Source organism: Catellatospora vulcania (genome assembly GCF_009720385.1).
Classification (GTDB): domain Bacteria; phylum Actinomycetota; class Actinomycetes; order Mycobacteriales; family Micromonosporaceae; genus Catellatospora; species Catellatospora vulcania.
Genome location: NZ_WARX01000043.1, coordinates 1 through 7,075, shown reverse-complemented (window position 1 = coordinate 7,075; position 7,075 = coordinate 1). Strand labels below are relative to the sequence as shown.

The 7,075-nt window shown below is 67.6% G+C and carries 6 protein-coding genes; 2 read left to right on the top strand and 4 right to left on the bottom strand.

The window, feature by feature from the left end:
* The 4 genes from F6W97_RS39890 to F6W97_RS39875 all read right to left on the bottom strand — a co-directional run.
* On the bottom strand, positions 1-539 hold a 539-nt coding region (locus F6W97_RS39890; protein WP_196279543.1), incomplete at its 3' end, for a GTP-binding protein.
* Positions 539-1,441, bottom strand: coding sequence for a sulfate adenylyltransferase subunit CysD (cysD, locus tag F6W97_RS39885; RefSeq protein WP_155375803.1), 903 nt, complete (start codon positions 1,439-1,441; stop codon positions 539-541). The genes cysD and F6W97_RS39890, both read right to left, overlap by 1 nt.
* A 36-nt stretch (positions 1,442-1,477) precedes the next feature.
* Positions 1,478-2,839, bottom strand: coding sequence for a sugar transferase (locus F6W97_RS39880; protein ID WP_230687358.1), 1,362 nt, complete (start codon positions 2,837-2,839; stop codon positions 1,478-1,480).
* A gap of 404 nt (positions 2,840-3,243) precedes the next feature.
* Positions 3,244-4,410, bottom strand: coding sequence for a homogentisate 1,2-dioxygenase (locus tag F6W97_RS39875; RefSeq protein ID WP_155375801.1), 1,167 nt, complete (start codon positions 4,408-4,410; stop codon positions 3,244-3,246).
* A gap of 110 nt (positions 4,411-4,520) precedes the next feature.
* Between F6W97_RS39875 and F6W97_RS39870 the strand changes: the two genes are divergently transcribed.
* Together F6W97_RS39870 and fahA are read left to right on the top strand one after the other, a co-directional pair.
* Positions 4,521-5,354 (top strand): hypothetical protein, encoded by an 834-nt coding sequence (locus tag F6W97_RS39870; RefSeq protein WP_155375800.1) that lies wholly within the window; start codon positions 4,521-4,523, stop codon positions 5,352-5,354.
* Complete coding sequence (fahA, locus tag F6W97_RS39865; RefSeq protein ID WP_155375799.1) at positions 5,351-6,526, top strand: fumarylacetoacetase; 1,176 nt, start codon at positions 5,351-5,353, stop codon at positions 6,524-6,526. The genes F6W97_RS39870 and fahA overlap by 4 nt, the downstream gene beginning before the upstream one ends.
* The last annotated feature ends 549 nt before the right edge of the window (positions 6,527-7,075 follow it).

The window sequence follows — 7,075 nt, the reverse complement described above, 5'->3', positions numbered from 1 at the left end:
GTGAATTCGTCGACGATGCGGTCGTAGACGGCCTGGTCGAAGTCGACGAGGTCCATCTTGTTGACGCACAGGACCAGGTGCGGCACGCGCAGCAGCGAGCACAGGAACGCGTGCCGGCGGGACTGCTCCACGATCCCCTTGCGCGCGTCGACCAGGACCAGGGCCAGGTCGGCGGTGGAGGCGCCGGTGACCATGTTGCGCGTGTACTGGATGTGGCCGGGGGTGTCGGCGATGATGAACTTGCGCCGCGGCGTCGCGAAGTACCGGTACGCGACGTCGATGGTGATGCCCTGTTCCCGCTCGGCCCGCAGACCGTCGGTCAGCAGCGCGAGGTTGGTGTACTCGTCACCACGCGCGGCGGACACGGCCTCGACGGCTTCGAGCTGGTCCTCGAACAGCGACTTGGTGTCGTACAGCAGCCGGCCGATCAGCGTGCTCTTGCCGTCGTCGACACTGCCTGCGGTGGCGAACCGGAGCAGGTCCGCCCGGCCGTCGGGCCGGGCGTCGCTCACGAGGGTGTCCTCAACAGCCGTGCTCATCAGAAGTAGCCTTCCCGCTTGCGGTCTTCCATCGCCGCTTCACTGACCTTGTCATCACCGCGCGTCGCACCACGCTCCGTCACCCGGGTCGCGGCGACCTCCGCGATCACCTTCTCCACCGTGTCGGCCTCGGATGCCACCGCAGCGGTCAGCGTCGCGTCGCCCACGGTCCGGTAGCGCACCCGGGCCTTGAACACGTTCTCGCCGGGCTTGGCCGTGATGAACTCGTTGACCGCGAACAGCATCCCGTCCCGGCTGACCACTTCACGCTCGTGCGCGTAGTAGATCGACGGCAGCGGGATCTCCTCCCGCGCGATGTAGTGCCAGATGTCCAGCTCGGTCCAGTTCGACAACGGGAACACCCGAATGCTCTCGCCCGGGTGATGACGACCGTTGTAAAGCGACCACAGCTCCGGACGCTGGTTCTTCGGATCCCACTGCCCGAACTCGTCCCGGAACGAGAACACCCGCTCCTTGGCCCGCGCCTTCTCCTCGTCCCGGCGCGCACCGCCGAACAGCGCGTCGAACCGGTACTTGTCCACCGCGTCCAGCAGCACCGGCGTCTGGATCCGATTACGCGAACCGTTGGCCGGCTCGGTCACCAGGCCCCGCGCGATCGCCTCGGGAACCGACGCGATCACCAGCTGCAGGCCCAGCTCCTGGACCCGCATGTCGCGGTAGTCCATGACCTCGGGAAAGTTGTGGCCCGTGTCGATGTGCATCACCGGAAAGGGAATCCGGCCCGGGGCGAACGCCTTCTGCGCCAGGCGCAGCATCACGATCGAATCCTTGCCACCCGAGAACAGCAGCACCGGACGCTCGAACTCCGCCACCACCTCCCGCATCACAAAGATGCTCTCCGCCTCCAGGGCGTCAAGATGCGAAACCTGGAACGTCGTCACTGGTGTCGTCTCCTCTTTCTTGTCCGGCCGCGGCCGTCAGTAGGCGCCGGAACTGCGCAGGACAGCCGTGCAGGTGCGGAGCAGGATGACCACGTCGAGGGTCAGCGACCAGTTCTCGACGTAGCGGAGGTCCAGGCGCATCGACTCGTCCCACGAGAGGTCGGAGCGTCCGGAAACCTGCCACAGGCCGGTGAGACCCGGCTTGACCACCAGGCGCCGGTGCATGTCCGCCGGGTACTGGTCGACCTCGGAGTCCAGCGGCGGGCGGGGCCCGACGAGGGACATCTCGCCCTTGAGCACGTTGATCAGCTGGGGCAGCTCGTCGATCGAGTACCGGCGCAGCCATCGGCCGATCGGGGTCACGCGCGGGTCGTTCTTCATCTTGAACAGCACGCCGTCGCCCTCGTTGAGGTGGCGCAGCTCCTGCAGCCGGTCCTCGGCATCGGTGTACATCGTGCGGAACTTGTAGATGAGGAACTCACGGCGGTGCTGGCCGACGCGCACCTGGCGGAACAGCGCCGGGCCGCGGCCGTTGCCGAAGCGGATGATCAGCGCACAGGCCAGCAGCAGCGGCGCGAGCAGGGTCAGCGCGATCGCGGCGAGCACCCGGTCGGTGACGTTCTTGACGAGGCGCCGGCCACCGGAGAACCGCGGGTGGTCCAGGTGCAGCATCGGCAGGCCGTCGGCCGGGCGGATGGTGGTGCGGCTGTTGGCGATGTCGAACAGGGCGCTGGCGACCATCAGGTCTACGGTCTGGTCCTCCAGGCTCCAGGCGAGGCGGCGCAGCTCGGCGCCTTCGAGCTCGGGGCAGGAGAGCACGACGACCATGTCGGCGCCGACCTCGCGGACGACCGCTGAGACCTGGTGGATGTTGTCGTACACCAGGATGCCCATGCCTGCCAGCGGGGAGCCGACGCGCAGCGCGGGCACGCAGGCCGCGACGACACCGAGGCCGTGGTAGCGCTCGTGCCGCAGCTGGCGGGTCAGCGCCACCACCGAACTCTCGTGGCCGACCACGACGACCTGGCGCAGGCACTTGCCCTGGGCCCAGGCGCGGTGCAGCCGGCGGCGCAGGGTGTAGCGGCTGATGATGCCGTACACGGTGACGATGGGCACCGCGATGACGACGTAGCCGCGGGCGACCCCGAGGTGGAGGAAGTAGGAGGCGAGACCGATGACCGCGGCGAGCACCAGACCGCTGTGCAGAACACGCTGGTACTCGTCATTGCCGACGAACAGATAACGCCGGTCGTACGCGCGGTTGGCGAACAGCGCGATAATCCATATGGTTGGTAGGGATAGGCTGAAAGCCACGTATTCGACCAGGTCGGTGCGGCCGAAGATCACCTTCAGGGCGACGAGTGCGGCGACGAGTCCGACCGCTCCGTCGGAGAGCACGAGGCTCTTGACGTAGCGGGACTCCCAACGCGTCCGGGAACCCGGAAGGCTCCTGGTCAGCGCTGCTCCGCGGTGGTCCCGAACCCCGTGACCTGCCTTGCTTGACGCACCGATGTGGACGGTAGTCACTCTCAGCTCCCCACTGAAGTGCCTGCTGGCGATCCGCCGGCACAAAGTGCCGCGATGGCTTAACGCCACGTTCTCCGCCAGGACGTCCTGACTCTACTTAACATCTATGTCTGGAACATTAAAACCAGGGCATTGTCAGCTACTGGACTGGGTGTGATCCCAATCCCATCAGCCGTAAGTATGAGAACGGAATAGACGATGCGGGAATGAAGGCGGACAGCCGTCCGATTCCCACATCGTCCAATCTCGGCGGTCGCGGAGGCCGACCCGTCGGGTCACCCCGGGGCGCGACCGGACCACGTCCAGGCGTACCCCGGATCTTCGCAGGAGAGGGCCGGTTCGCACAGGTCCAAGGGGCGGAATGTGTCCACCATGACGGCTAGTTCGTCGAACCGTTCCGCGCCGATGGAACGCTCGGCGGCCCCCGGCTGCGGTCCGTGGGTGAATCCGGACGGATGCAGCGAGATCGAGCCCTGGCCGATGCCGGAGCCGCGACGGGCCTCGTAGTCGCCGCCCGTGTAGAAGAGCATCTCGTCGGAGTCGACGTTGTGGTGGTTGTACGGCACCGGGATGGCGAGCGGGTGGTAATCCACCTTGCGCGGCACAAATGAACAGATTACGAAATTCGGGCCCTGGAAGGTCTGGTGCACCGGCGGCGGCTGGTGCAGCCGCCCGGTGATCGGCTCGAAGTCATGGATCGAGAACGCCCACGGGTACAGGCAGCCGTCCCAGCCCACGACGTCGAACGGGTGCTGGGCGTACACGTGCTTGGTCCAACCGCGACGGTGCTGCACCAGCACCTCGACGTCGGTGCCGTCGACGACCAGGGGCTCGCCGGGCCCGCGCAGGTCGCGCTCGCAGTAGGGGGCGTGCTCCAGGAACTGCCCGCGCACGGACAAATACCGCTTGGGCGGCCCGATGTGCCCGGTGGCCTCGATGACCAGCAGCCGGGTCGGCTCCACCGGGACCAGCCGGTGCACCACCGAGGTGGGGATGACGACGTAGTCGCCCTCGGCCGCCTCCAGCACGCCGAACACCGACTCCACGCGCAGCCGGCCCGCCTCGACGTACAGGCACTCGTCGCCGATGGCGTTGCGATACAGCGGCGACGGGGTGTCGGCGAGCACGTACGAGATGCGGCAGTCGTCGTTGGCGAGCAGGTGCTGCCGGCCGAGCACCGCGTCCGCGCCGGACTGGTCCAGCTTGTGGGTCTGCAGGTGGCGGGGCTTGAGGGGGCGGTTCGGCAGCCGGGTCCAGGCGGGCGGGTCGAACTCCTCGGCCGCCACGATCGCGGTCGGCGCGTGCCGGTGGTAGAGCAGCGAGGAGTCGGAGGAGAAGCCTTCCTGCCCCATCAGCTCTTCGGCGTAGAGGCCGCCGTCGGGCTTGCGGAACTGCGTGTGCCGTTTCCGCGGAACCTCACCGACGCTGCGGTAGTACGGCATGGCCAACCTCCTGTGTCGCTTTTAGGAGCGGTGTCCACTTTACGAAGAGAGACGTCCGATAATCGGACACTCTTGTCCGCTCTATGTAGCGTCCACTAGATTGACTGATCATGTCAACGCCACCGCTGCTGGCGCAGCTGCTCGACGATGCCGCGGTCTTCCCGCCCGGCAGCGCCACGCTGCCCGACGCCGTAGCGGCCCACCGCGAACACCGCCGCGCCTGGTACGCCCCGCTCGTCGGCGCGCTCCTGGTGCCCGCCTCCCAGCTGCCTGAGCTCGGCGCGCTCCTGGACAAGGGCGAGGAGCTGGAGGTGGGCGTCATCGCCGACGGGCCGACCGCCGCCTGCTTCGCACCGCCGCCCGCGGGGGTGCGAGCCGTCCAGGTCGAGGCCGCCATGGCCCGCCGCGGCGAGGACCCCTCACCCGCCCTGCACGACTTCCTGCACCGGGTACGCGACAGCGGGGTGCGCGGGTACGCGGAGATCCCGCTCGCCTGGGGGCTGCTGGCCGCGCTCGACGTGCTCGCGCAGGCCCGCGGGACCGGGCTGCCGGTGTCCGCGAAGTTCCGCACCGGTGGCCTGGCAGCGGAGCTCTTCCCCACGCCGATGGAGCTGGCCGCGGTGATCATCGCGTGCCACGAGCGCGAGCTGCCGTTCAAGCTGACCGCCGGGCTGCACCACGCGATCCGGCACACCGATCCCGAGACCGGGTTCACCCACCACGGCTTCCTCAACGTGCTGGCCGCCGCGTGCGCGGCCGCGGAGGGGGTGGAGGTGACCGAGGTCGCCGGGCTGCTGGCCACCACCCAGCCGCTGACCCTGATCGAGGCGGTGCGCACGCGCCGCACCCGGCAACGGCCGCTGTGGGTCGGCTTCGGCACCTGCAGCATCCCCGAGCCACTAGCTGACCTGCAAAAACTCGGACTACTGGATGGACGCGCATGACCTGGGTGCCCGGAGCCGCCGGCAGCGGCTACGACCTGAACCACCTTCCGTACGGCGTCGTCGTGCCGTCCGACGGGCGGGCCCGGTGTGCCGTACGCATCGGTGATTTCGCTTTTGATTTGGATGCCGCCGAGGCGGCCGGGCTGATTCTCGCGGGCGACAGCCTGCGGGCGCCGAACCTCGACGTGTTCCTCGCGCTCGGGCCGGCGCACTGGTCGGCGGTGCGCGCCCGGATCACCGAGCTGCTCGGCGACCCGGCCGAGCGCGCCGCGGTAGAGCCACTGCTGCTCCCGCTCGCGACCGTGGCCAACGAGCTGGCCTGGACCGTCGCCGACTACGTCGACTTCTACTCGTCCGAGAACCACGCCACGAACGTCGGCCACATCTTCCGGCCAGGTGGGGCCGCACTGCTGCCGAACTGGAAGCACCTGCCCATCGGCTACCACGGTCGCGCGGGCACCGTCGTGGTCAGCGGCACGCCGGTGGTACGCCCCAGCGGCCAGCGCGCCGCCGGTGATTTCGGTCCATGCCGCCGCCTGGACATCGAGGCCGAAGTGGGTTTCGTGGTCGGTGTCGGTTCCGCCATGGGCGAGCCGGTGCCGTGGCAGCGCTTCGCCGACCACGTGTTCGGCGTGGTGCTGGTCAACGACTGGTCGGCCCGTGACATCCAGGCCTGGGAGTACCAGCCGCTCGGCCCGTTCCTGGGCAAGTCCTTCGCGACCTCGGTGTCGGCGTGGATCACGCCGCTGGCCGCGTTCGGCGAGGACGCCTGGACCACGGCGCCCGCCCAGGACCCGCCGGTGCTGCCGTATCTCGACGACGACCGCCGGGCGCTCGACCTCGACATCGCCGTCGAGTGGAACGAGACCACCGTGTCGACGCCCCCGTTCCGCACCATGTACTGGACGCCGGCGCAGCAGCTGGCACACCTGACGGTGAACGGCGCGAGCCTGCGTACCGGGGACCTGTACGCCTCCGGCACGGTGTCGGGTCCGGAGCGTGGCCAGGTGGGTTCGTTCCTGGAGCTGACGTGGGGCGGCAAGGAGCCGGTCATGGTCAAGGGCGAGGAACGCACGTTTCTGGCCGACGGAGACACCGTCGTTTTGCGCGCCAGGGTCGCAGACATCGAACTCGGTGCCGTTGCAGGGACTGTTTTCCCAGCTCAGGTCTAATGTGACCGGGGCCGCAGGACCCCGATTTGCATGGTCACCCAGCCTTTGCGTAATGTTCTCTCTGCCAGCGCGGAACGGACAAAAGAGGCGAGCGAAGAGCTCAAGTCGAAGTTCGGAAAACGCCGGACATCTGGGTGGTGCGGGACTTGCGCTCGCGAAACCGACCGGGTAATGTTCTTCGAGCCGGCAACGAGCCGGGCGGATGAGTCCGCCGAGACAAAGTCTCGGAAGTGACCGCCGGCCGGGTTGCAGGTTCTTCCGAACTGATCTAGCTGCTGATGTAGCTGTGGTGTGTTCGGGCTGGGAAGCCGCTACATGGATGCAAATCGATCCTGAAAAATCAGGAAAGATTCGCTTGACACGGAGCGACAGACCGGGTAAGTTGGATGAGTTGCCCCGAGCGGGATCCCACAATGTGGGACACCAGCAAGGTGTGTGCTTGTTCTTTGAGAACTCAACAGGGTGCTATTTAAGCCAAGTGCCAATTTATTGGCCATCCTCCTTTGTGAGGGTGGTTACTTTGGTAATGGACGAATTCGGACATTAATT